Genomic DNA, 22,985 nt, shown 5'->3' on the forward strand with positions numbered 1-22,985 from the left:
GCGGGTTTTCTCTGTGTTGGCCGGGGTCGGAGCGAGATCTCCGCTCTCCGGCTTTCTCGTACGCTGGCTGGTGTGAGTGCCGAGCTGGACCAGAGACCGACCGACGAGCCGACCGGATGGCGCGCCTTCCGCACCGGCGTGGCCACCCGCCCTACGCTGAACCTCGCCTACCGCATCGGCGTCGCGGTGATCGGCCTGCTGGTGCTGACCCTCGGCATCCTGGCGATTCCGTATCCCGGTCCGGGCTGGGCGATCGTGTTCGCCGGACTCGGCATTCTCGCGACCGAATTCGTCTGGGCGCGCCGGGCGCTGACCTGGCTGCGGGACCGGTACCGGCAGGGCATGGCCTGGTACTCCTCGCGTGGCATGGCCATGCGGGTGACCGCGGCGGCCGCCACCGCGTTCCTGGTGGTCGCGACGCTCTGGGTGCTCGGCACATACGCATTGGTCGGCGGCTGGATCGGAGTCGAATCGGAATGGTTGCGCAGTCCTCTGAAGTGGTGAGCACGGTCCCCGGCGCGACGCTCACGCGACCGGAGTGGCTGACGGCACGGATCACCGAGATGGGCCGGTCCTGGGGCACCTCCTCGACCCGCATCGCGGGCACGCTGTGGTGGTGCATGGTCGCCTCCGCGCTCGTGGAGCCGTTGGCGCGCGCGGCGGCGACCGGCCAGCTGCCGCCCGAACCGGCGCTGGACCGCATCGACTGCGAGATCCGGCCCGACGGCGGCGTCGAACGCGTCCGCATCGCGGCCTGCGACGCTCCCGACGCGGCGCGGTCCGCTGCCGTGCTGCGGGAAACCCTCGCCGTGGTGATCCCGGCCGTCGCCGCGGTCTCCGGCGCGGGCGTGCCATCGCTGTGGGCGATCGCCGCCGACGCGATGGGCAACCGCGCCCTCGACGCGGGCAACGGCGCGGCGGGCGCCGAACTGGCGGCCCAGGTGGGCGGGAAGCTGCCGGTGCCGCGTTTCGTGGAGATCGGCGGCCGCACCTTCGTCCGGCGCATCTCCTGCTGCCTCGTCTTCGAGATCCCCGGCTGCGAGATGTGCACGAGCTGCCCCAAGCGCCCCGCCGCCGACCGCGAGGCGCTGCTGGCGAAGCTCGCCTCGGGGGCCTGATCCGCCCGCTCGCGGCGGCGGTATTCGAGTTGCGCGCGGCCGGATGTCCTGCAAGATGGGTGCCGACACGCCGACAACCCGCTACCCCACCGCGACAGCGGGTTTCGCGCGCACACCGACCACGCGCCGGATACGCCGAGAACCCGGCCGGGGACCCGACACTCGGCTCGTGACGCCACGCTCGAGGCGCTCGCGACCGGCGCGAATCGCGGGACGGCGGGACAGCTAGCATTGGTCGCGCCGGGCGATTGCCGCCCGGCGCCGACGCGCGGGAACAGGCCCGCCCACGAGAACGCCAAGGAGAGCGCCGCCGTGACGACCTCAGCCCCGATCAGCCCAGCCACCCTCGTCCGGGTGCCGGCCGGGACTACGGCGGGCGCCGCGGTGCGCGAGGCGGGTCTGCCGACCAAGGGCCCCGACACCATCGTCGTGGTGCGCGACGCCGAGGGCGCGCTCAAGGACCTGTCCTGGACCCCGGACACCGACGTCGAGGTGGAGGCGGTCGCCGCCAACACCGAGGACGGGCGCAGCGTGATCAGGCACTCCGCCGCGCACGTGCTCGCCCAGGCCGTGCAGCAGGAGTTCCCGGAGGCGAAGCTGGGCATCGGCCCGCCCATCAAGGACGGGTTCTACTACGACTTCCGCGTCGACCGGCCCTTCACCCCCGAGGATCTGGCCAAGCTGGAATCCCGGATGAAGAAGATCGTCAAAGGCGCGCAGCGCTTTTCGCGTCGCGTCGTGGAGATCGACGAGGCCCGCGTCGAGCTGGCCAAAGAGCCGTTCAAGCTCGAGCTGATCAGCGACAAGTCCGGCATCGACGACCCGGAGGTCATGGAGGTCGGCGGCAAAGAGCTGACCATCTACGACAACCTGGATCCGCGCACCGGCGAGAAGGTCTGGGGCGACCTGTGCCGCGGCCCGCACATCCCGACCACCAAGTTCATCCCGGCCTTCAAGCTGACCCGCAGCTCGGCCGCCTACTGGCGCGGCGACCAGAACCGCGAGGACCTGCAGCGCATCTACGGCACCGCCTGGGAATCCCAGGAGGCCATGGACGAGCACCTGCACCTGCTCGCCGAGGCCGAGCGCCGCGACCACCGCAGGCTCGGCCTCGAGCTCGACCTGTTCAGCTTCCCCGACGAGCTCGGCTCCGGCCTTCCGGTGTTCCACCCCAAGGGCGGCATCATCCGCAAGGAGCTCGAGGAGTACTCGCGCCGCCGCCACGTGGCCGCGGGCTACGAGTTCGTGAACACCCCGCACATCACCAAGGGGCATCTTTTCGAGGTCTCCGGCCACCTGGACTGGTACAAGGACGGCATGTTCCCGGCCATGCACCTGGACGCGGAGCTCAACGACGACGGCACCGTCCGCAAGCCCGGCCAGGACTACTACGTCAAGCCGATGAACTGCCCGATGCACAACCTGATCTTCCGGTCCCGCGGCCGGTCGTATCGGGAACTGCCGCTGCGGCTCTTCGAGTTCGGCTCGGTCTACCGCTACGAGAAGTCCGGCGTGGTGCACGGCCTGACCCGGGTGCGCGGCATGACCCAGGACGACGCGCACATCTACTGCACCAAGGAGCAGATGCACTCGGAGCTGACCGACACGCTGCGCTTCGTGCTGGATCTGCTCAAGGACTACGGCCTTGACGACTTCTACCTGGAGCTGTCCACCAAGGACCCGGAGAAGTTCGTCGGCTCCGACGAGATCTGGGAGGAGGCCACCGAGACCCTGTCCAAGGTCGGCGAGGCCTCCGGCCTGGAGCTGGTTCCCGATCCGGGCGGCGCCGCGTTCTACGGTCCGAAGATCTCGGTGCAGGCCAAGGACGCGCTCGGCCGCACCTGGCAGATGTCGACCATCCAGCTCGACTTCAACCTGCCCGAGCGCTTCAACCTCGAATACACCGCCTCCGACGGCACCAAGCAGCGCCCCGTGATGATCCACCGCGCGCTGTTCGGCTCCATCGAGCGCTTCTTCGGCGTGCTCACCGAGCACTACGCCGGCGCCTTCCCCGCCTGGCTCTCGCCGGTGCAGGTGGTCGGCATCCCGGTCGCGGAAGCCTTTGCGCCGCATCTGGATCGGGTGATCGAGCTGCTGCACGACGAGGGCATCCGCGCCCAGGTCGACCGCAGCGACGACCGGATGCAGAAGAAGATCTTCAACAACACCGCGCAGAAGGTGCCGTTCATGCTGCTCGCCGGTGAGCGCGACGTGAACGCGGGCGCGGTGAGCTTCCGCTTCCGGGACGGCACCCAGGTCAACGGGGTGCCCGTCGCCGACGCGGTGGCCACCATCGTCGCGTGGATCGCGCGCCGCGAGAACGCCTCGCCGACCGCCGAGGGGTTCGAGATCGTCGCGGCAGGTGGGGCATGACCGCGGACGGGCTCGCCGACCTGGACGACACGGAGCAGGGGAACATCGTGGACATCGGTGCCGGCGATCCCGATCGGCTGCAACGCATCTGGACGCCGTACCGGATGTCCTACATCACCGAGGCCGCTGGCTCGCGCCCGACGGATGCCACCGGTCACCCGTTCACCGACATCCCCAAGATGTCCGACGAGGACGGCCTGATCATCGCCCGCGGTGAGCTGGTGTACGCGGTGCTGAACCTGTACCCGTACAACCCGGGGCACATGATGGTGGTGCCCTACCGCAGGGTGGCCAACCTGGAGGACCTCACCGACGCCGAGAGCGCCGAGCTGATGGCGTTCACCCAGCGGGCCATCCGGGTGATGAAGAGCGTCTCGCGCCCGCACGGCTTCAATGTCGGGCTCAATCTCGGCGGGGTCGCGGGCGGCTCGCTGGCCGACCACCTGCACCAGCACATCGTGCCGCGCTGGGGCGGCGACGCGAACTTCATCACCGTGGTCGGCGGTGTCAAGGTGATGCCGCAGTTGCTGCGCGAGACGAGAGCCCTGCTCGCCGAAGCGTGGAAGGAGACGGAGTGATCGAGCACCGCGGTGCGTCGTCCGTCGGAGCCGACCGGGTGCGGGTGTAGCCGGTGCTGAGTTTCTTCGGCCGTGAGACGTTCGCCAAGGCCACCGCTCCGCTGGGCAAGGCGCTGGTGCGCACCGGTCTGACCCCGGATGCCGTCACCCTGATCGGCACGACGGCCTCGATCGCTGCCGCGGTCACACTCTTCCCGACCGGTCACCTGTTCTGCGGCACCATGGTGATCTGGTTGTTCGTCATGTTCGACATGCTCGACGGCGCCATGGCACGGGCGCGCGGGGGCGGCACGAAATACGGTGCGGTGCTCGACGCCACCTGCGATCGGGTGGCCGACGGCGCGATCTTCGGCGGTCTGGCCTGGTGGGCGGTGTACCACGAGAACAACAAGTGGCTGTTCTTCGCGACGCTGGTCGTGCTGGTGACCTCGCAGGTCATCTCCTACGCCAAGGCGCGCGCCGAGGCGAGCGGCCTGTCCGCCGACGGCGGCATCATCGAGCGGCCGGACCGGCTGATCATCGTGCTCGTCGGCGCGGGCTTCACCGGTCTCGGCGGCCACTGGGGCATCGAGTGGCTGACCTGGGCGGTGCACGTCGCCATGTGGATCCTCGCGGTGCTCAGCATCGTGACGGTGTTCCAGCGCGTGCTCGCGGTGCGCAATTCGCCCGGTGCGCGCGAGGTCATCCCGCCCGCCGCGCCGCAGGAGGCGCGGTGAGCGCACCGAGACTCCGCGCACCGGTCCGGGTTTTCGGTCGTATCGTCGGTGCTGTGGGATCGGGGGAACGGTGAATATCGGGGAACGGTTGAGCGACGCCGGTTATGCGGCGGGCTGGCGACTGGTCAGGGCGCTTCCGGAAGGCGCGGCCCGGCGAGTGTTCGACTGGGGCGGGGGACAGGCAGCGCGCAACGGCGGCCCGATTCAGTTGCGGCGCAACCTCGCCCGCGTGCTCGGCGTGCCGCCCGAGCAGGTGCCAGACGACCTGATCCGCGCGAGCATGCGCTCCTACGCGCGGTACTGGCGCGAGGCTTTCCGGCTGCCGACGATGGACCACGTCGCGCTGGGCAAATCGTCGCGGCTGCCGGTCGGCGGACTGGTGCACCTGGACGCGGCGCTGGCCGAAGGGCGCGGCGCGCTCTTGGTGCTGCCGCATTCCGGGAACTGGGACATGGCCGGGTTGTGGTGTGTCCAGAACTACGGCGGTCTCACCACGATCGCCGAGCGCCTGAAGCCGGAGTCGCTGTTCGAGCGCTTCGTCGCCTACCGGGAGAGCCTCGGTTTCGAGGTGTTCCCGCTGACCGGGGGCGAGCAGCCGCCGTTCGCCCTGCTGGCCGAACGCCTGCGCCAGAACAAGATCGTCTGCCTGATGGGCGAGCGCGATCTCACCGGTCGCGGGGTGCCGGTCACCTTCTTCGGTGAGCGCACCTGGATGCCCGCGGGCGCGGCCAAGCTGGCCATCGAGACCGGCGCCGCGCTCATACCGGTGCACTGCTGGTTCACCGTGGACGGCGACGGCGAGGAAGCCTGGGGCCTGAAATGCGAAGAGCGGCTGGACGTCTCGGGTGGCGTCACGGCGGCGACGCAGCAGCTCGCTGACCGTTTCGCCGCCAATATCGCCGAACACCCCGCCGATTGGCACATGCTGCAACCGCTGTGGGAGAGCGACCTGTCCGAGGAACGCAGGGCCAGGATCGCCGCCGCGCAGGGCGGAGTCGCGGCGCAGGGTGGAAAAGCGCAGGGCGGAGGAGACGAGGCGCCGTGAAGATCGGCATGGTCTGCCCCTATTCGTTCGACGTCCCCGGCGGTGTGCAGGCGCACGTGGTGGAGCTCGCGCGGGTCCTCATCGAACGCGGGCACCGCGTGAGCGTGCTCGCGCCCGCCTCGGAGGGCACCCCGCTGCCGGAGTTCGTCGTCTCCGCCGGACGCGCGGTGGCGATTCCCTACAACGGCTCGGTGGCCCGGCTCTCGTTCGGCCCCATGGCCTACACCAGGATTCGCCGCTGGATCGACGGCAACGATTTCGATGTGCTGCACATCCACGAGCCCAACGCCCCGAGCCTGTCCATGCTCGCGCTCAAGATCGCCGAGGGTCCGATCGTCGCGACGTTCCACACCTCGACCACGAAGTCTTTGGTGCTCAGCACTTTTCAGGGGGTGCTCCGGCCTTACCACGAGAAGATCAGCGGCCGGATCGCGGTCTCGGAGCTGGCCAGGCGCTGGCAGGTGGAGGCGCTCGGCTCCGACGCGGTGGAAATCCCCAACGGCGTCGACGTGGCCGCGTTCGCGCGCGCTCCGATGCTGCCTGGCTATCCGCGCGCGGGCGGCACGGTGCTGTTCCTCGGACGCTACGACGAACCGCGCAAGGGCATGGAGGTGCTGCTCGGCGCGCTGCCGGAGCTGGTACGCCGCCACCCCGACCTGGAGATCCTGATCGTCGGCCGCGGCGACGAGGAGCGGCTGCGGCGCGAGGCAGGGCCGAACGCCGGACACCTGCGCTTCCTCGGCCAGGTCTCCGACGAGGAGAAGGCCTCGGCCATGCGCAGCGCCGACGTCTACGTGGCGCCGAACCTCGGCGGTGAGAGCTTCGGCATCATCCTGATCGAGGCCATGGCCGCGGGCACCGCGGTGGTGGCCAGCGAACTCGACGCGTTCCGCAGGGTGCTGCGCGACGGCACCGCGGGCATGCTGGTCCCGGTCGGGGATTCGGCCCGGCTCGCGGCCGCGCTGGACACCGTGCTGACCGACGAAGTGCGCAGGGAATCGTTGGTGCACACCGCCAATCAGGTGGTCGGCGAATACGACTGGCCGGTGGTCGCCGAGCAGATCCTGCGGGTCTACGAGACCGTCACCATCGGCGACACCAGGGTGCGGGCCGCAGGATGATCACCTTCTCGGCCACAACGGTTCTCGTTCTCGCGCTGATCGCGGCGGTCGTCGTCGCGATCGGTCTGTGGGCCTACTCCACGGCGAATCGGCTCGACCGGCTGCACGTGCGCTCCGACCAGTCCTGGCAGGCGCTGGACTCGGCGCTGGCCAGGCGGGCGGTGGTGGCCCGCGCGGTGGCGATGGCGATCGCAGGTCCGGTCTCCGACCCGGCGCTGACCGACCAGGCCAAACGCCTGTCCACCCTGGCCGATCGCGCCGAACGCGCCGGCCGCGCGGAACGCGAGACGGTGGAGAACCAGCTCTCCTCGGCGCTCTCGGCCGTCGACATCGCCCAGCTGCGCCCCCAGCTGGTCGCCGAACTCGCCGACGCAGAGGCCAGGGTGTTGATCGCCCGGCGCTTCCACAACGACGCGGTCCGCGACACGCTCGCGCTGCGCACCCGGCGTCCGGTCCGGCTGCTGCACCTGGGCGGCACCGCGCCGCTGCCCACCTATTTCGAGATCACCGAGCGCGCGACGCCCGCCGCCTCGACCGGTCTGGCGGTGGACACGATCCGCACCTCGGCGCGCGTCGTCCTGCTCGACGAGCAGGACCGGGTGCTGCTGATGCGCGGCAACGACCCGAAGACCCCGGCGGTCTCGTTCTGGTTCACGATCGGCGGCGGTGTGGAGCCGGGGGAGTCGCTGCGCGCGGCCGCCGTGCGCGAACTGTGGGAGGAGACCGGGCACCGCGCCGATCCCGAGAGTCTGCGCGGCCCGATCTGGCGGCGCGTGGCGGTGTTCCCGTTCGACGGGCAGCTGATCCGCGCCGAGGAGCTGTTCTTCGTGCTGCGGGTGCCCGCCTTCACGCCCGAACCGGGCAACCTGACCGTGATCGAGCGCCGATCCATCACCGGGCACCAGTGGTGCGCGCCCGCCGACATCGCGACCCTGGACCGCTCCGGCGAGACCGTCTACCCCTATCACCTGGACGAACTGCTCCCCGAAGCCGCCGAGATCGCGGCGGGCGCGGACGACCCCGAGGTCCGCTCCATCCGCTGAGCGTGCCTGTGATCTGGTTCACGATCGTGATAGCTTCGTGACTGGATCGCGTCCCCGCGGGTATCCGGATTCGGTGCTCCTCGATGATGCGGGGCGGTCCTTGTCTGGTGTTGGAGGTAGGTAGTTCATGTCGTATCTGCTGTTCGATTTCCTGTTGCCGCTCGTGGGCCCGACGGCCGCCGAGTACTGGGCGCACCTGCTGGTCGTGAATCCGATCTGAGCCGGGTCGGCCCGGCGGATTCCGCGCGGGCTCGATCGCGAAAGGTTCGCTGACGACCCGGAGTCGATTCGGCGGGGTGGCGCGTGTCACTTCACACGGAGCTGGTCCCCGAGTCGGCCTCGGTACCAGTCCAGTGGCCCTCAACTGGCTATCAAGTGGCTTTCTCGGCACGCCTAGAATTGGGTCGTTTCGTTCCGCGCGACCGGATAGGCGCACATGACCCAGGAGTTTGCCGTGACCACGCCCGAGACCACCAACACCGTCGGCACCGCCCGCGTCAAGCGCGGCATGGCCGAGATGCTCAAGGGCGGGGTGATCATGGACGTCGTCACCCCCGAGCAGGCCAAGATCGCCGAGGACGCGGGCGCGGTCGCGGTCATGGCGCTCGAGCGCGTGCCCGCCGACATCCGCGCCCAGGGCGGCGTGTCCCGGATGAGCGATCCGGACATGATCGAGGGCATCATCGGCGCCGTCTCCATCCCGGTCATGGCGAAGGCCCGCATCGGCCACTTCGTGGAGGCGCAGATCCTGCAGAGCCTCGGCGTCGACTACATCGACGAGTCCGAGGTGCTCACCCCCGCCGACTACACCAACCACATCGACAAGTGGAACTTCACCGTTCCCTTCGTCTGTGGCGCCACCAACCTCGGCGAGGCGCTGCGTCGCATCACCGAGGGCGCGGCCATGATCCGGTCCAAGGGCGAGGCGGGCACCGGTGACGTGTCCAACGCGACCACCCACATGCGCCAGATCCGCCAGGAGATCCGCAAGCTCGCCGCGCTGCCCGCCGACGAGCTCTACGTCGCGGCCAAGGAACTGCAGGCGCCGTACGAGCTGGTCCGCGAGGTCGCCGAGACCGGCAAGCTGCCGGTCGTGCTTTTCACCGCCGGTGGCATCGCCACCCCGGCCGACGCCGCGATGATGATGCAGCTCGGCGCCGAGGGCGTGTTCGTCGGCTCGGGCATCTTCAAGTCCGGCAACCCGGCGCAGCGCGCCGCCGCCATCGTCAAGGCCACCACCTTCTACGACGACCCGGACGTGCTGGCCAAGGTCTCCCGCGGCCTCGGCGAGGCCATGGTCGGCATCAACGTCGAGGAGATCGCGCAGCCGCACCGGCTCGCCGAACGCGGCTGGTGAGTCGTAACTCCGCACCTGCGTTTCCTGACGCCCGGTCCCTGAGCAACGTCCAGGGGCCGGGCGTTTCGCGTCTCGCGCTCTCGACTCTTCGAACCGCCATACCGCGATCTCAGAGTTCCCTCAGAGCAGGCGATTAAGTTTCGATCTACGGCGAGCAGCACGGGTCGCCGGTGATGCCGACCGATTCGAACGCAAAGGACCAAGAGCTTGAAGCTTCGGAAGACCGGAAGAATCGCGATCGCGGGCCTGGCCGTCGCGGCCGCGCTGAGCCTGACGGCGTGCGGTGGCGAGGACAAGAGCACCGAGGCCACGCCGACCCGCGCCACCACGAGCGCCAAGGCCACCGCGGCGGACGTCCCGCCGGTGCCGACCGTGGAGCAGTTGAACGCGCAGCTGCAGCGCGCGCTCGACCCGGCGGTGCCGAACCAGGAGAAGCTGGCGATGATCCAGGGCGCCGAGGCCGATCCCGAGCTTCCCGGCAGGCTGGCGCAGGCTTACCAGCAGACCGGCGCGAGCGTCGTGGTGACCGAGGTGACCGCCTTCGGCGACACCATCAACGCCAAGGCCAAGATCGTGCTCAACAACCAGGAGAACATCGCGGACGTGCCGTTCGTCGCCGAGAACGGCACCTGGAAGGTCCAGAAGGCGTGGGCCTGCGGAATGCTGACCAACCTCGGTCAGCAATCACCCGCCTGCGCCTGACAGCGCTGATCCGCCGGAAACGCGGATCGTGCCGCACACGCCTCGGCGGGCGAGTGGCACACAACGTCGGGGGTGGCGGAAGCTCCGCTACCGCTGTGTGTGCCACTCGTCGAACACCGTCGAATCGCCACTGCGCCAACGACACCCGGCCGCGTATCGCGACCGGGTGTCGTGCTTCCCGGTCCCGCGTGGCGAGCCTTCGCCGTGCGGCACACCGGGATACGAGGGTCGCAGCCGGCTTCAGGTGCTCAACGCTGGGCGGTCGGGGTGGTCCCAGCGCGCCGAAAACGTTGGCGGCTCCGGGTTCTCGCGGTCGTAGGACAGCAGCGCGGGGATGGTCCAGTGCTCGTCCTGCGGCGTCCGTCGGCGCAGCGCCGCCTCGCTGAGGTCGAGGCGCACCGTCAGATCGAAGGCCAGGTCGCGGCCGAGCAGCATGGGGCCCGCGACGAAGAGCACCAGATCGGCGGGTGCGGCGCGGACGGCCGCGCGAGCCGAGCGGTCGGCGGTTTCGTCCCACAGCGCGGGCAGCCAGCGGCCGTGTGCGCGCAGCGCGTCGATCACCTCGCGGCGGACCGCGTCGTAGTCGAACCACGCTGTGCGGTAGGAGAATTCGTCCTCCCGACCGAATTCCATGCGGAGCGAGGCGGGGCGGACGTAGTCGTGCAGTGCGACGACATCGGCGGAACGTCCTGTCCCGCGAAGTCTTTCGGCGGCGCGCCGGGCGAACGCGACGGGCTCCGCGGCGTCGGACGCGTCGATGGCGATCACCCGGCGGCCCGGCAGCGCGCGGAGCCGGTCGACGAGCAGATCGGCTAGGCCGTCCTGGGTGATCGGCACGAACTGCGGCACCGTTCCATCACAGCAGACGCGCACGCGGATACCGTCCCGCGGCCCGGAGAGACCGGTGTGGCAGGCCCGGACACGGCGAATTCCGTTGCCCTCGTGCTGTGACCAGCGCGACATCCGGCAACCGCCTGGCATCCGGTCGATCTCCTCGACCGGTGGCCGAACGGGGCGAATCGGACGCCGTTGGTTAACCTCAGCGCATGGCGACAATCGAAGAGGCATTGGAGATCGAACGCCTGGAGCGGGACATCTTCCGTGGCGCGTCCACGAAGACCCAGCTGGCTCGCACCTTCGGCGGTCAGGTCGCCGGGCAGGCGCTGGTGTCGGCGGTGCGCACGGTGGAGCCGCATTTCCAGGTGCACTCGCTGCACGGATACTTCCTGCGGCCGGGTAACCCGCAGGAGCCGACCGTGTACCTGGTGGAGCGGATTCGCGACGGCCGCTCCTTCTGCACCCGCCGGGTCACCGGCGTGCAGGACGGCGCGGCGATCTTCACTATGTCGGCTTCGTTCCACGTCGGCGACGCGGGCCCGGAGCATCAGGACGTGATGCCCGAGGTGGCGGCGCCGGAGGACCTGCCGGACGCGCAGACCTCGATGAGCCCGGAACGGCTGTGGGCGATGCGCGAATGGGAGCACTGGGATATCCGCACCGTGCCGCAGGAGTCGGTGTCGCGCCGCGACGGCGTGGTCTCCCAGCAGCAGGTGTGGTTCCGCTACCGGCACCCGCTGCCCGACGACCCGCTGTTCCACGTGTGCACGCTGGCCTACATGAGCGACATGACGCTGCTCGGCTCCTCCAAGGTCACCCACCCCGACGAGAAGACCCAGGACGCGTCGCTCGACCACGCGATGTGGTTCCTGCGCCCGTTCCGCGCCGACGACTGGCTGCTCTACGACCAGTCCTCGCCGTCGGCCGGTTTCGGCCGCGCGCTCACCGGCGGCAAGATCTTCAACCGCGAGGGCAAGCTCGTCGCCGCCGTCGTGCAGGAGGGACTGATCCGCACCCTGCGCGACTGAGCGACCGTGAGCGGGCACACAGCGCTGGGACTAATAAGCTCGGCGGGGTGAACGCATCATCGGTCGCCGCACCCGCCGCCGAGGCGCGGCAGACGCCGTCCCGGCCCACCATCGGTGTTCTTGCTTTGCAAGGCGATGTGCGCGAACACATCGCGGCGCTGGAGCAGTGCGGCGCGGAGCCGGTGCTGGTGCGGCGGGCGTCGGAGCTGGCCGCCGTGGACGGGCTGGTGCTGCCCGGTGGCGAGTCGACCGCGATCAGCAAGCTGCTGGAGGCGTTCGAGCTGCTCGAACCGCTGCGCGCGCGGCTGCGCGACGGCATGCCCGCCTTCGGTTCCTGCGCGGGCATGATCCTGCTCGCCTCCGAGGTGCTCGACACCCGGCCGGACGCCAAGCATCTGTCGGGCATCGATATGACGGTGCGCCGCAACGCCTTCGGACGCCAGGTCGATTCCTTCGAGACCGATCTGGATTTCGCGGGTCTGACCGACGGCCCCGTGCGCGCGGTCTTCATCCGCGCGCCGTGGGTCGAGCGGGCGGGCGCGGACGTCGAGGTGCTCGCCACGGTGCCCTCCGGTCCGTTCGCGGGCCGCATTGTCGCGGTGCGCCAGGGCAAGGTGCTCGCCACCTCCTTCCACCCCGAGGTGACGGGCGACCTGCGGGTGCACCGCATGTTCGTCGATCTGGTCGTCGCTGCGTAGTTCGCGCCGAACCCGCTGGTGAAACGGGTAATCGAGTACTCGCGTTTCGCCGCGCCGCGCGGTGGATCATCGCTGCCATCCGGGCGATCCCGACCGACCCGGGCGTGGTGGCGACATCACCGGACGAACGAAGCACGACCATGACCGAAGTCATCTCCGCACCCCGTGCGAACAACGAAGAGCCGGTGCCCGCCGAGGCACGGATCTGCAATCTGGTCCCCTCCCGCGACACCGAGCGGGATTGGACGTTCACCGACGCACTGTCCGTCGGCGCGCTCGGCGCCGTCACGGCACTGCCCAACTCGGTGGACCTGCGCCGCGACTGGTGGACCATCGGCGACCAGGAGGACACCGGGTCCTGCGTCGGCTGGGCGACCGGCGACGGACTGATGCGCTACCACCTGGTGACCGCGAGCAAGCTGAACAGCGACCGCCGCGTCTCACCGCGGTTCGTATGGATGGCCTCCAAGGAGACCGACGCGTTCTTCCAGCGGCCGGAGACCTTCATCGAGGGCGCGGGCACCGAGCTCAAGTCGGCCGTCGAGGTCTGCAAGAAGTACGGCGTCGTCGAGGAATCGTTGCTGCCGTTCCACATCCAGACCAAGATGTACCGCGGCCAGGAGAACACCTTCTGGGCGCACGCGGCCACCCTGCGCATCGCCTCGTACTTCAACGTCGGCAAGAACCTCAACCAGTGGAAGACCGTGCTGGCCGACGGCCGTCCGATCCTCGCGGGGTTCATGGTGGACGACACCTGGGACAACGCCACCGCCAACGGGGGTTTCCTGGAGGATTTCGCGGCGGGCACCGAACGCGGCGGGCACGCCGTCGCCATCGTCGGCTACCTGCCCAGCGGGCACTTCATCGTCCGCAACAGCTGGGGCACCGCGTGGGGCGACAAGGGCTTCGCGTACGCGTCGCCGAAGTACATCAAGGGCGCGTTCTTCCCGGAGGCGTACGTGGTCTCGCTCTGAGGGGCTGGGGAGGATGCCGTCTCGACGGCGTCCATTAGGCTGGAGGAGTTGTCCGCTCGGTTGGCACGCGGCTCGATCCCTCCCCGGGGCGCCGCCGTCCCCGGCGGTCACTCCCAGTGCAACCGACCTGAAGGAAGTAGGGAATGAGCGGCCACTCCAAATGGGCCACCACCAAGCACAAGAAGGCCGCGATCGACGCCAAGCGGGGCAAGCTCTTCGCGAAGCTGATCAAGAACATCGAGGTGGCGGCCCGCACGGGTGGCGGTGATCCGGATGGCAACCCGACGCTGTACGACGCCATCCAGAAGGCCAAGAAGTCGTCGGTCCCCAACGACAACATCGAGCGCGCCCGCAAGCGCGGCGGCGGTGAAGAGGCGGGCGGCGCCGACTGGCAGACCATCATGTACGAGGGCTACGGCCCCAACGGCGTCGCGGTGCTCATCGAGTGCCTCACCGACAACCGCAACCGCGCCGCGGGCGAGGTGCGCGTCGCGATGACCCGCAACGGCGGCAACATGGCCGACCCGGGCTCGGTGTCCTACCTGTTCCACCGCAAGGGCATCGTCACCCTGGAGAAGAACGGGCTGTCCGAGGACGACGTGCTGATGGCCGTGCTGGACGCGGGTGCCGAGGAGGTCAACGACCTCGGCGAGTCTTTCGAGATCATCAGTGATCCGAGCGATCTGATCGACGTGCGCAAGGCGCTGCAGGCGGCCGGAATCGACTACGACTCCGCCGAATCCGGTTTCCAGCCGTCGGTGTCGGTCGCGGTCGACGCCGAAGCGGCGCGCAAGGTGTTCAAGCTGGTCGACGCGCTAGAGGACAGCGACGACGTGCAGAACGTCTACACCAACGTGGACATCTCCGACGAGGTCCTCGCGCAGCTCGAAGACTGAGCCGACCACACGGCGAGCCCCGGACCCGGTCCGGGGCTCGCCGTCGTTTCCGGGGTCAGGCGCCGAGTTGCGCGCGGTAGTAGTCGGCCATCGGCGGGTAGTAGTCGTCGAAGTTCGGCGGTTCGGCGCCCTCCCGCGCGGTGCCGAACAGGTCGAGGTAGTACTCCCAGCCCGGCCCGACCTGCGGCGCCTGCGCGACCTCGTCGTCGGTGCGCAGGTGGTGGGTGAAACGCAGTTCGGTGACGCCATCGGTCTCGGTCAGCCGCACGTCGAGGATCCAGGATCCGTACTCGTCGATCGCGGAGACCGCCAGCCGATGCGGCGGTTCGCAGGCGTCGATGGTCATCTCCATCCACGGTTGCTCGTCTTCGTGGACCATCTGCACCTGCACGGTGCGGCCTGGTCCCGCCTCACCCTTCCACGGACCGAACCAGCGCGCGGTGCGGTCCGATTCGGTGAGGCTCGCCCACACGTCCGCGATCGGGGCGCGGTAGGTCCTGGTCAGGACGAGGTCGCGCCCTCGGTCGGCGGGCAGCAGGCGTCCGGTGGGTTGCTTGGTCATGCCGTGTTCTCCCTCGTCGTGCGATCTTCGGGAGGCTGCCTGCGCTCCCGGCGGGTGCGGTAGATCTCGGTTTCCAGTGCGTCGAGGCGCTGCGCCCAGCCCGCGGGCCGTTCGAAGCGCGCGATCCACCCGGCCAGTTCCGCGAGCGGTTCGGCGTTCAGCGCGTAGAAGCGCTGTCGGCCGACCGGTTTGTCGCGCACCAGTCCGCTCTCGCGCAGCACCCGCAAGTGTCTGCTCACCGCGGGCCTGCTGATCTCGAACCGCTCGGCGATCTCGCCCGCGGTCAGCCTGGCGCTGTGCAGCATCTCCAGGATTTCCCTGCGCACCGGGTCGGCGATCGCCGCGGCCACCTCGTCCACGGGTAAAGCGTAACCACTTGGTTACGCATTTGTCCATGGATTCGCACACGGGTCGGGACGGGCGCCGACCGGTGGGTCGGCGGCCGTCGGTACGCGGGGGAAGGGGAACGGCAGCACGGCGATTCGCCAGCCGCCGGGATGGCGGGCGCCTACCGAACGCGCCCGGAAGGGATCCGTGGGCGGCCGCTCGGCGGGTCGCTCACGCGAGAGGCCGCTTCGACTATTCGGCGACCTTCGTGCGGTCACACCACTCGTAGACGGTCAGGCGACCCGACTCGGTGTCGGCCTGCCGCTGGGTGACCTTGAAATGTTCGTAACCGCCCTTGAAGGGGATTTTGAGCTCGATTCCCGGAGGGGTGATCGGAACGACCCGCTCCGGCAAGTCCGCGGGCCCGCCTTCGAGGATGGCTTTCGCACCGTTGCTCATTGTCCGATGGTAGTTCCGGCGGCGCCGCCGCCTGGGTATTTTCACCGGACCGTCGGGCGCGGAAGAATTCCGGCATGGTCCGAATCGAGTTCGTGCGCGGCGATATCACCGAGCAGGCGGTCGACGCGGTGGTGAACGCGGCCAACTCCTCGTTGCTCGGCGGCGGGGGAGTCGACGGCGCCATCCATCGCAAAGGCGGTCCCGAGATCCTGTCCGAGTGTCGTGACCTGCGCGCTTCCCGCTACGGCAAGGGTCTGCCCACCGGAAAGGCGGTGGCAACCACGGCGGGTAGGTTGCCCGCGCGCTGGGTGGTGCACACCGTCGGCCCGGTCTGGTCGGCCACCGAGAACCGTTCCGAGCTGCTCGCCTCCTGCTACCGCGAATCCCTCCGGGTCGCCGACGAACTCGGCGCGCACACCGTCGCGTTCCCGGCCATCTCCACGGGCGTCTACGGCTGGCCGATCGAGGACGGCGCGCGCATCGCGGTCGAGACAGTCCGCGCGACCGAGACCGCGGTGCGGACCGTGCGCTTCGTGCTGTTCGACGAACGCGCCTACGCGGCCTTCGCCGAACACGCCTGAGGGCGGCATCCACCGTGTCGCTGGTGACCCGGTCCGCGGCGCTCCGTTAGACTCTCGAACAGTTGTTCGTGTCTGCGAGAGGGGAATTCGTGCGGGTGATGGGCGTCGACCCCGGGCTCACCCGGTGCGGCCTCAGCATCGTGGAGGGTGGGCTCGGTCGCAAGGTCACCGCGCTCGATGTCGATGTGGTGCGCACCCCCGCGGACATGGAACTGGCGCAGCGGTTGATGCGCGTCGCCGATGCCGCCGAGCACTGGATGGACACCCACCGGCCGGAGGCGGTCGCGATCGAGCGAGTGTTCGCCCAGCACAACGTGCGCACCGCGATGGGCACCGCGCAGGCGGGCGGCGTCATCGCGCTGGCGGCGGCGCGGCGCGGGATTCCGGTGGCCTTTCACACGCCGAGCGAGGTGAAGGCCGCGGTCACCGGCAACGGCACGGCGGACAAGGCGCAGGTGACCGCGATGGTCACCCGCATCCTCGGCCTGCAGGTCGCGCCCAAACCGGCGGACGCGGCTGATGCGCTGGCCCTGGCGATCTGTCATTGTTGGCGGGCGCCGCTGCTGGAGCGGATGGCCGCGGCCGAGGCCAAGGCGGCCGAGGCGCGGCGGCGCTACACCGAACGACTGGCGGAACAACGGAAGGCGGTGCGCGGGTGATCGCGTCGGTACGCGGCGAGGTGCTGGAGATCGCGCTCGACCACGCGGTGGTCGAGGCGGCGGGCGTCGGCTACCGGCTCAACGCGACCCCCTCCACGCTGGCCGCCCTGACGCGCGGCGAGGAAACCCGCCTGTACACGGCGATGATCGTGCGCGAGGACTCGATGACGCTGTACGGCTTCGCCGACACCGAAGCGCGCGACCTGTTCGGTCTGCTGCAGACGGTCTCCGGTGTCGGCCCACGACTGGCCATGGCGGTGCTCGCGGTGCTCGAGCCGGAGGCGCTGCGCAAGGCGCTGGCCGAGAGCAATGTCGCCGCGCTGACCAGGGTGCCCGGCATCGGCAAGCGCGGCGCCGAGCGCATGGTGGTGGAACTGCGCGACAAGGTGAATCTCGTTCCGGTGCAGGCGGGCCCACCCGGCAGCGCGCCCGCTCCGGTGCTCACCCCGGTCCGCGAGCAGGTCGTGGAAGCGTTGACCGGGCTCGGCTTCCCCGCCAAACAGGCCGAGCAGGCCGTGGACACCGTGCTCGCCGACCAGCCCGCCGCCGACACCTCGACCGCGCTGCGCGCCGCGCTCTCCCTGCTCGGCAAGAACCGATAGGCCGTCATGGACCACGACGACACCGATGCGGCCGAATCCCCGGTCAGCGCAAGCTATTTGAAGTCCGACGGGGAGATCGAGGCGAGCCTGCGGCCGAAGTCGCTCGACGACTTCATCGGCCAGCCCCGGGTCCGCGAACAGCTCGCCCTGGTGCTGCGCGGCGCCAAACAGCGCGGCGGCACCCCCGACCACGTGCTGCTCTCCGGCCCGCCGGGCCTCGGCAAGACCAGCATGGCGATGATCATCGCCGCCGAACTGGGCACCGCGTTGCGCATCACCTCCGGCCCGGCGCTGGAACGGGCCGGCGACCTGGCCGCCATGCTGAGCAATCTGGTCGAAGGCGACGTGCTGTTCATCGACGAGATCCACCGCATCGCGCGCCCCGCCGAGGAAATGCTCTACCTGGCCATGGAGGACTTCCGCGTCGACGTGGTCGTCGGAAAGGGGCCGGGCGCGACCTCGATCCCGCTCGACATCGCCCCCTTCACGCTGGTCGGCGCCACCACCCGGTCCGGAGCGCTGACCGGCCCGCTGCGCGATCGCTTCGGCTTCACCGGCCACATGGACTTCTACGAACCCGAGGAACTGCTGCGCATCCTGCTGCGCTCGGCGCACATCCTCGGCGTAGGCATCGAGACCGACGCGGCGGCGGAGATCGCGGGCCGCTCCCGCGGGACGCCCCGCATCGCGAACCGGCTGCTGCGCCGGGTCCGCGACTACGCTGAAGTGCGCGCGGACGGCCTGATCACCCGTCCCATTGCCAAGGCGGCGCTCGAGGTCTACGACGTGGACTCGCTCGGCCTCGACCGGCTGGACCGCGCCGTCCTCGGCGCACTGGTCCGCAGCTTCAACGGCGGACCGGTGGGCGTCTCGACCCTCGCGGTCGCGGTGGGGGAGGAGGCGGCCACGGTCGAGGAGGTCTGCGAGCCGTTCCTGGTGCGCGCCGGGATGGTGGCGCGGACGCCGCGCGGTCGCGTCGCGACGGCCGCGGCCTGGGAGCATCTCGGCTTGGTGCCGCCGCCCGACCTGGTGTTCGGCTCGATCGAGGTGCGCGGCCGCGAACCGCACCCCACACTGGACCTGTTCGACTGACCGGTCGTTCATGTGCGCGGGTACCGGACAGCAGGTGAACGTCCTGTCCACCGATGCCAGGTCCGCGCGAGCGGCGCGCTCGAGCGCACGCCGATAGAGTCGGGACATGACGGTGGTCAATTCCGTGCTCTATCGCATCCCCGAGCCGTATCGCAGCAAGGCGATCGAGCACCGCGAACTGCTGAAGTTCGCCACGGTAGGCGCCATCACCTGGTTCATCGATACGGGCGTCGTCTACGCCACCAAACTGACGGTGCTCGGCGACAAGCCGCTGACCGCGCGCCTGCTCGGCGTGCTCATCGCCACCATCGCGTCCTACATCCTGAACCGGGAGTGGTCCTTCCGCACCAGGGGCGGCCGTCAGCGCCACCACGAGGCCGCGCTGTTCTTCGCGGTGAGCGCGCTCGGCATCGGCGTCACGATGATCCCGCAGGCCATCTCGCTGTACGTGCTCGATCTGCGGGTGCCGCACGTCGGACCGGTGACCCAGGCGGTGGCCAACTTCGTCACCGGCCAGATCCTCGGCGTGCTGCTCGCCATGGCCTTCCGGTTCTGGGCGCTGCGTCGCTTCGTCTTCCCGGACGACCTTCGCGAGGCCGAATTGCACAGCATCCAGGGCTGATTCGGCCTCGGAGCGGCCTCAGTGCTGCGTGTTCTCCAGCGCGGTGACCACCAGATCGAGGAAAGCGTCCACCTCGTCGCGCTGATATCCGCGGGTGCCGAGACGCGCCTCGGTGAAGCGGACCGCGCGCACGTCGCCGACCGTGAGACTGCCGGGCCCGCCGTGCGCGAGGCTGGCGGCCACCAGGTCGAGGAAGGCGTCCACCTCCTCCTCGTGGTAGCCGCGGCGGCCGACGGAGGACTGGGTGAACCGCATCCGGTGCACGTCGTCGGGGGTGAGCAGGGGAGCGGGGCCGGGACCGTTGCCGCCCGCGGGCAGCGGACGCGTGCCGTTCTGCCGGTGTTCGAGTTCCGCGCGCACCCGGTCCAGGAATTCGTCCACCTGATCGGCCTGGTAGCCGCGGCCGCCGAAGCGGGGCGCGCCGAAGGCGACGTGGCGGATGTCGTCGGCGGTCAGCGCGCCGTGACCGCCGAGGGTGGCGGCGACCAGTTCCATGAAGGCGTCGACCTCGTCGGCGTGATAGCCGCGATGGCCGAACGCGGGCACGGCGAAATGGATGCGGCTCACGTCCTCGGGGGTCATCATCCGCGACATTGTGTCAGGGTCCCCGCCCGGTTCCGGTCGAATGCCGGTATTTCGAACCGCGCGGTCTCGCGCGAACACGTCTCTTGCAAACACGAACGCCCCCATGCGAACCAGTGCCGGCTTGTGCACCCACACTGTAGTCGCCGGGGGCGATTCGCACGGCGGGTCGTCAGTCCTTGCGCACGCCGTCGATGAGCAGGCGGCGGATCGCCTGATTCAGCCCCTGGGTCGCGGCCATGTCCGGGTCGCGCATGCCGTGGATGACGGCGGCGAGCAGCATGCCCGTCACCGCGCGCGCGGTGTTGGCGGTGTCCAGATCGGCACGCAGGTAACCCATTTCGACGCCGTGCTCCAGGTAGCCGGCGGTCAGCGCGTCGGCCGTGTCGAGCAGGCCGTAGAGCCGTGCGGTGAGTTCGTCGTCGATGCCGGTGGCGTGGAAGAGCAGCAGCTGCGGGATGCGGCGCTCCTCGATGAGGATGTGCGACAGCGCCGTGCCGATCCGCTCGAGCTGGGCGCGGTACTCGTCCAGCGAGCCCGCCGCGTCCGGGGCGTTCTGGGTGCCGAGCGCGTCGACGATGCGCGCGGACAGGTCGTCGATGACGTGATCGATGATGTCGCGCTTGTTGGCGAAGTACCGGTAGAAGGTGCCGTGCCCGATGCCCAGCTCGTTGGCGATGTCGGCGATGCCGGTGGCGTGATAGCCCTTCTCGGCGAAGCAGACGAACGCCGTGTCGATGATCTCCTGCCGCAATTCGGCCTTGCGTCGCTGGAGCGCGCTTCCGGCCGCCGACCGGGTCGCTCGGGTGGATGGCTTCGTCACCTTGCCGATGATACAGTCGTCACAAACGGAATGATGTGTCATTCCGTGACAACTGATTCACATCTTGGAGGTTCGACGTGGCGCCTCAGTACGACGCGGTCGTGGTTGGTGCGGGATTCGGTGGCATGGGCGCGGGCATCGAGCTCGACCGGCTCGGACTGAGCGATTACGTGATCCTGGAGCGCGAGAACGATCTCGGCGGCACCTGGCACGTCAACCACTACCCCGGCCTCGCGGTCGACATCGCCTCGGTGACCTACTCGTATTCGTTCGAGCCCAACCCCTACTGGTCGCGGCTGTTCGCGCCGGGCAGGGAGCTCAAGAAGTACGCCGAGCACGTCGCCGACAAGTACGGCCTGCGCCGCAGGATGCGCTTCGGCACGGTGGTGGACGGCGCCCGCTGGGACGAGGAGAACCAGCAGTGGGTGGTCTCGATCGCGGGCGGCGAGACCGTCACGGGCCGCTACCTGCTCACCGCGACCGGATTCCTCTCGCAGCCGTACACGCCGCCGTTCCCCGGCATCGAGTCGTTCGCGGGCAAGATCATCCACACCACCGCGTGGGAGGACGACTTCGACCTGACCGGCCGCCGTGCCGCGATCATCGGTACCGGAGCCACCGCCGTCCAGCTGGTGCCCGAGGTGGCCAAGAAGGCCGCGGCGCTGACCGTCTTCCAGCGCACCCCGATCTGGGTGGTGCCCAAGGTCGACGCGCCGATCCCGCCGTCGGTGCAGAAGCTGTTCGCGAAGGTGCCCGCCACCCAGAAGGCGGCGCGCATGGTCAACACCTCGATGCTCGAGGCGCTGATGGTGGTCGGCGTGCTGCACTTCAAGCAGGCGAAGATGATGAACAAGGGCGCGGGCCTGCTGGCCAAGGCGCATCTGCGCGCGCAGGTGCGCGACAAGAAGACCAGGCAGCAGCTGACCCCGCACTACGACTTCGGCTGCAAGCGGCCCACGTTCTCCAACCACTACTTCAAGACCTTCAACGCGCCGCACGTGCGGCTGGAGACGAACTCGATCGATCACGTCGAGGCCGACGGCATCGTCACCGCCGACGGGCACAAGACCGAGATCGACACCCTGATCCTGGCCACCGGCTTCAACCTGTGGGACGTGAACTTCCCGGCCGTGGAGATCATCGGACGGGACGGGGTGAACCTCGGAAAGTTCTGGCGGGACAACCGTTTCCAGGCCTACGAGGGCATCACGGTGCCGAAGTTCCCGAACTTCCTGAGCCTCAACAGCCCGTACTCCTACAGCGGTCTGTCCTACTTCACCACCATCGAGGCGCAGATGAAGCACATGGGCAGGCTCTTCGGCGAGCTGTTCCGGCGCGGCGAGACCACCTTCGAGGTGACCGAGGCGGCCAACGCGCGCTTCCTGGACACCGTCACCGACAAGCTCGGCTCCTCGGTGTTCTACGGCGGCGACTGCGCGAGCGCGCGCAGCTACTACTTCAACCAGCACGGCGAGGCGGCGCTGCTGCGCCCGAACAGCACCGTCAGCACGCACCGCAAGGCGGTGAGCTTCCCGCTCGACGACTACGTCTACGGGGTGTCGGCCTGATCCTCGCGTTCGCCCCGCGACCGGAAAACGCCGGGTCGCGGGGCTTTCGTGTGCCGGGACCTGGTGGTCGTCCCGCCGGGTCCTTCGGCGTTGGAGGACCTCCGCCGACGTGCCGCGCGCCGCTCGAGACGGCCCGAGTGGCGCACGTCAAGGGTGTGCCGGTGTGGCAGTGCCGACAACAGCTGGCAGACTGTGGTGGTACTTGTCCATCCCACCCACAAGACAGGGACTGACTTCGACGATGGAACTTCTGTTTCCGCTGCTACTGGTAGCCCTGCTCGTGCCGATGTTCCTCGGCGTCCGCCGCCAGAAGCGGGAGGCCGAGAAGGTCACGGCCATGCAGGACAACCTGAAGATCGGCGACGCGGTAACCACTACGTCGGGTCTGTGGGGCACTGTTGTCGACCTCGACGACGAGACGGTCGACCTGGAGATCGCCGAGGACGTCGTGACCACGTGGTTGCGCCAGGCGATCCGCGAGGTCCGCACCGTCGACGAGACGACCGCCGACGAGTCCGGCACCGACGAGACCCCGGCGGCCACCGCCGAGGAAACGCCGGAGCAGACCGAGACCCGGCTGACCAAGGACTGACGTCGGCTGCGCCACGACCGCACGCCGGAC

27 protein-coding genes are annotated in these 22,985 nt (G+C 69.4%); 21 read left to right on the forward strand and 6 right to left on the reverse strand.

All coding sequences use genetic code 11. The annotated features are described in order from the left end of the window. Positions 1 to 72: 72 nt before the first annotated feature. The 10 genes from NAM01S_RS04755 (at position 73) to NAM01S_RS04800 (ending at position 10,053) form a co-directional block, all read left to right on the forward strand. Entirely contained in the window at positions 73 to 504 is a 432-nt protein-coding gene (locus tag NAM01S_RS04755) for a TIGR02611 family protein (RefSeq protein WP_067779797.1), read from the forward strand. After that, a complete protein-coding gene (locus NAM01S_RS04760) occupies positions 501 to 1,118 on the forward strand; it encodes a (2Fe-2S)-binding protein (RefSeq protein WP_169810806.1) in 618 nt (205 codons plus the stop codon). The genes NAM01S_RS04755 and NAM01S_RS04760 overlap by 4 nt, the downstream gene beginning before the upstream one ends. 312 nt (positions 1,119 to 1,430) lie before the next feature. Further along, the gene (gene thrS, locus NAM01S_RS04765; protein ID WP_067780120.1) at positions 1,431 to 3,491 is read left to right on the forward strand and encodes a threonine--tRNA ligase; all 2,061 of its coding nucleotides are present in this window, start codon (positions 1,431 to 1,433) and stop codon (positions 3,489 to 3,491) included. Then, on the forward strand, positions 3,488 to 4,069 hold the full coding sequence (locus NAM01S_RS04770; RefSeq protein ID WP_067779803.1) for an ATP adenylyltransferase: 582 nt from the start codon (positions 3,488 to 3,490) through the stop codon (positions 4,067 to 4,069). The genes thrS and NAM01S_RS04770 overlap by 4 nt, the downstream gene beginning before the upstream one ends. A gap of 53 nt (positions 4,070 to 4,122) precedes the next feature. Next, positions 4,123 to 4,785 (forward strand): phosphatidylinositol phosphate synthase, encoded by a 663-nt coding sequence (pgsA, locus tag NAM01S_RS04775; RefSeq protein WP_067779806.1) that lies wholly within the window; start codon positions 4,123 to 4,125, stop codon positions 4,783 to 4,785. 70 nt (positions 4,786 to 4,855) lie between these two features. Beyond that, the gene (locus tag NAM01S_RS04780; protein WP_067779809.1) at positions 4,856 to 5,830 is read left to right on the forward strand and encodes a phosphatidylinositol mannoside acyltransferase; all 975 of its coding nucleotides are present in this window, start codon (positions 4,856 to 4,858) and stop codon (positions 5,828 to 5,830) included. Further along, a complete protein-coding gene (locus tag NAM01S_RS04785) occupies positions 5,827 to 6,951 on the forward strand; it encodes a glycosyltransferase family 4 protein (protein ID WP_067779811.1) in 1,125 nt (374 codons plus the stop codon). The genes NAM01S_RS04780 and NAM01S_RS04785 overlap by 4 nt, the downstream gene beginning before the upstream one ends. Continuing rightward, the gene (locus NAM01S_RS04790; protein WP_067780122.1) at positions 6,951 to 7,994 is read left to right on the forward strand and encodes an NUDIX hydrolase; all 1,044 of its coding nucleotides are present in this window, start codon (positions 6,951 to 6,953) and stop codon (positions 7,992 to 7,994) included. The genes NAM01S_RS04785 and NAM01S_RS04790 overlap by 1 nt, the downstream gene beginning before the upstream one ends. Before the next feature lie 436 nt (positions 7,995 to 8,430). Next, entirely contained in the window at positions 8,431 to 9,351 is a 921-nt protein-coding gene (gene pdxS / locus NAM01S_RS04795) for a pyridoxal 5'-phosphate synthase lyase subunit PdxS (RefSeq protein ID WP_067779814.1), read from the forward strand. A 207-nt stretch (positions 9,352 to 9,558) separates the two neighbouring features. Further along, complete coding sequence (locus NAM01S_RS04800) at positions 9,559 to 10,053, forward strand: WKL family lipoprotein (RefSeq protein WP_067779816.1); 495 nt, start codon at positions 9,559 to 9,561, stop codon at positions 10,051 to 10,053. Between the two features lie 240 nt (positions 10,054 to 10,293). Here NAM01S_RS04800 and NAM01S_RS04805 read toward each other — a convergent pair whose 3' ends face one another. After that, positions 10,294 to 10,902 carry a nucleoside/nucleotide kinase family protein gene (locus NAM01S_RS04805; RefSeq protein WP_084482497.1) on the reverse strand — a complete coding sequence of 203 codons (609 nt, stop codon included), beginning with the start codon at positions 10,900 to 10,902 and terminating at the stop codon, positions 10,294 to 10,296. 197 nt (positions 10,903 to 11,099) lie between these two features. Between NAM01S_RS04805 and NAM01S_RS04810 the strand changes: the two genes are divergently transcribed. The 4 genes from NAM01S_RS04810 (at position 11,100) to NAM01S_RS04825 (ending at position 14,486) form a co-directional block, all read left to right on the forward strand. After that, entirely contained in the window at positions 11,100 to 11,918 is an 819-nt protein-coding gene (locus tag NAM01S_RS04810; protein WP_067779819.1) for an acyl-CoA thioesterase, read from the forward strand. Positions 11,919 to 11,965: 47 nt separating this feature from the next. After that, complete coding sequence (gene pdxT, locus NAM01S_RS04815) at positions 11,966 to 12,616, forward strand: pyridoxal 5'-phosphate synthase glutaminase subunit PdxT (RefSeq protein ID WP_067779822.1); 651 nt, start codon at positions 11,966 to 11,968, stop codon at positions 12,614 to 12,616. A gap of 140 nt (positions 12,617 to 12,756) precedes the next feature. Then, on the forward strand, positions 12,757 to 13,590 hold the full coding sequence (locus NAM01S_RS04820) for a C1 family peptidase (protein ID WP_084482499.1): 834 nt from the start codon (positions 12,757 to 12,759) through the stop codon (positions 13,588 to 13,590). A 143-nt stretch (positions 13,591 to 13,733) separates the two neighbouring features. Next, a complete protein-coding gene (locus NAM01S_RS04825) occupies positions 13,734 to 14,486 on the forward strand; it encodes a YebC/PmpR family DNA-binding transcriptional regulator (protein WP_067779825.1) in 753 nt (250 codons plus the stop codon). Positions 14,487 to 14,541: 55 nt separating this feature from the next. On the opposite strand, the gene NAM01S_RS04830 is transcribed toward NAM01S_RS04825, so the two are convergent. From NAM01S_RS04830 to NAM01S_RS04840, 3 genes are all read right to left on the reverse strand, one after another. Next, positions 14,542 to 15,048, reverse strand: coding sequence for an SRPBCC family protein (locus NAM01S_RS04830; protein WP_067779828.1), 507 nt, complete (start codon positions 15,046 to 15,048; stop codon positions 14,542 to 14,544). Further along, positions 15,045 to 15,407: a metalloregulator ArsR/SmtB family transcription factor gene (locus NAM01S_RS04835; RefSeq protein WP_067779831.1), complete on the reverse strand. Its 363-nt coding sequence runs from the start codon at positions 15,405 to 15,407 to the stop codon at positions 15,045 to 15,047. The genes NAM01S_RS04830 and NAM01S_RS04835 overlap by 4 nt, the downstream gene beginning before the upstream one ends. Positions 15,408 to 15,627: 220 nt before the next feature. Continuing rightward, complete coding sequence (locus NAM01S_RS04840; protein WP_067779834.1) at positions 15,628 to 15,834, reverse strand: DUF5988 family protein; 207 nt, start codon at positions 15,832 to 15,834, stop codon at positions 15,628 to 15,630. 74 nt (positions 15,835 to 15,908) lie between these two features. Here NAM01S_RS04840 and NAM01S_RS04845 point away from each other — a divergent pair, with 74 nt between their 5' ends. From NAM01S_RS04845 to NAM01S_RS04865, 5 genes are all read left to right on the forward strand, one after another. Then, positions 15,909 to 16,415: an O-acetyl-ADP-ribose deacetylase gene (locus NAM01S_RS04845; protein WP_067779837.1), complete on the forward strand. Its 507-nt coding sequence runs from the start codon at positions 15,909 to 15,911 to the stop codon at positions 16,413 to 16,415. An 89-nt stretch (positions 16,416 to 16,504) separates the two neighbouring features. After that, positions 16,505 to 17,074 (forward strand): crossover junction endodeoxyribonuclease RuvC, encoded by a 570-nt coding sequence (gene ruvC, locus NAM01S_RS04850; protein ID WP_067779840.1) that lies wholly within the window; start codon positions 16,505 to 16,507, stop codon positions 17,072 to 17,074. Next, positions 17,071 to 17,676: a Holliday junction branch migration protein RuvA gene (gene ruvA, locus NAM01S_RS04855; protein ID WP_067779843.1), complete on the forward strand. Its 606-nt coding sequence runs from the start codon at positions 17,071 to 17,073 to the stop codon at positions 17,674 to 17,676. Before ruvC ends, ruvA begins: the two co-directional genes overlap by 4 nt. Before the next feature lie 6 nt (positions 17,677 to 17,682). Further along, positions 17,683 to 18,768: a Holliday junction branch migration DNA helicase RuvB gene (gene ruvB, locus NAM01S_RS04860; RefSeq protein WP_067779846.1), complete on the forward strand. Its 1,086-nt coding sequence runs from the start codon at positions 17,683 to 17,685 to the stop codon at positions 18,766 to 18,768. A gap of 106 nt (positions 18,769 to 18,874) precedes the next feature. After that, on the forward strand, positions 18,875 to 19,390 hold the full coding sequence (locus NAM01S_RS04865) for a GtrA family protein (protein ID WP_067779849.1): 516 nt from the start codon (positions 18,875 to 18,877) through the stop codon (positions 19,388 to 19,390). A gap of 18 nt (positions 19,391 to 19,408) precedes the next feature. Here NAM01S_RS04865 and NAM01S_RS36970 read toward each other — a convergent pair whose 3' ends face one another. Both NAM01S_RS36970 and NAM01S_RS04875 read right to left on the reverse strand, forming a co-directional pair. Continuing rightward, positions 19,409 to 19,975 carry a DivIVA domain-containing protein gene (locus NAM01S_RS36970; protein ID WP_301317662.1) on the reverse strand — a complete coding sequence of 189 codons (567 nt, stop codon included), beginning with the start codon at positions 19,973 to 19,975 and terminating at the stop codon, positions 19,409 to 19,411. Positions 19,976 to 20,144: 169 nt separating this feature from the next. Next, positions 20,145 to 20,795 carry a TetR/AcrR family transcriptional regulator gene (locus tag NAM01S_RS04875; protein WP_067780135.1) on the reverse strand — a complete coding sequence of 217 codons (651 nt, stop codon included), beginning with the start codon at positions 20,793 to 20,795 and terminating at the stop codon, positions 20,145 to 20,147. A gap of 77 nt (positions 20,796 to 20,872) precedes the next feature. Between NAM01S_RS04875 and NAM01S_RS04880 the strand changes: the two genes are divergently transcribed. Then, positions 20,873 to 22,363: a flavin-containing monooxygenase gene (locus NAM01S_RS04880; protein WP_067779852.1), complete on the forward strand. Its 1,491-nt coding sequence runs from the start codon at positions 20,873 to 20,875 to the stop codon at positions 22,361 to 22,363. Between the two features lie 241 nt (positions 22,364 to 22,604). Next, positions 22,605 to 22,955 carry a preprotein translocase subunit YajC gene (yajC, locus tag NAM01S_RS04885; RefSeq protein WP_067779855.1) on the forward strand — a complete coding sequence of 117 codons (351 nt, stop codon included), beginning with the start codon at positions 22,605 to 22,607 and terminating at the stop codon, positions 22,953 to 22,955. Positions 22,956 to 22,985: the final 30 nt, after the last annotated feature.

The sequence above is a fragment of the Nocardia amikacinitolerans NBRC 108937 genome (genome assembly GCF_001612615.1).
GTDB classification, from domain to species: domain Bacteria; phylum Actinomycetota; class Actinomycetes; order Mycobacteriales; family Mycobacteriaceae; genus Nocardia; species Nocardia amikacinitolerans.